The sequence below is a fragment of the Vibrio sp. 14G-20 genome, assembly GCF_026241515.1.
Lineage (GTDB): Bacteria > Pseudomonadota > Gammaproteobacteria > Enterobacterales > Vibrionaceae > Vibrio.
The window spans coordinates 1-350 of the sequence record NZ_JAPHPW010000072.1 but is presented as its reverse complement, the minus strand read 5'-3'; the positions used below and the strand labels follow the sequence as shown (position 1 = coordinate 350).

The following is a 350-nucleotide window of genomic DNA, read 5'->3' as shown; positions in this document are numbered from 1 at the left end:
CCCGATGACGTTGAACAACAACCCAATCATATACAAGGGCTGCTGACTTCTCTAACAGATAGAAAATACAGTTTAAAATCATTATTAGATGTGTACTTCGAAAGGTGGGAAATCGAGAATAGCTATGGCGAGATTAAGCATGACATGCTTGAAGATGAAATCCTGCTCCGCAGTCAATCTGTAGAGGGTGTAGAGCAAGAGATATGGGGTATCCTTATCGCGTATAACTTAATCCGTCTGGAGATTAGCCGAATAGCAAAAGAGGCTGAAGTCTCGCCACTTAGGATAAGCTTTACGATGGCACTTCGAGATATTCAAGATGAGCTAATGTGGTGTGCTATCGCCTCCCC

Annotated in this window: 1 protein-coding gene; it reads left to right on the top strand. The window is 43.1% G+C overall.

Annotation, left to right across the window (positions count from 1 at the left end; translation table 11 throughout):
* On the top strand, positions 1-350 hold a 350-nt coding region (locus OQJ75_RS22485; protein WP_266067303.1), incomplete at both ends, for a transposase.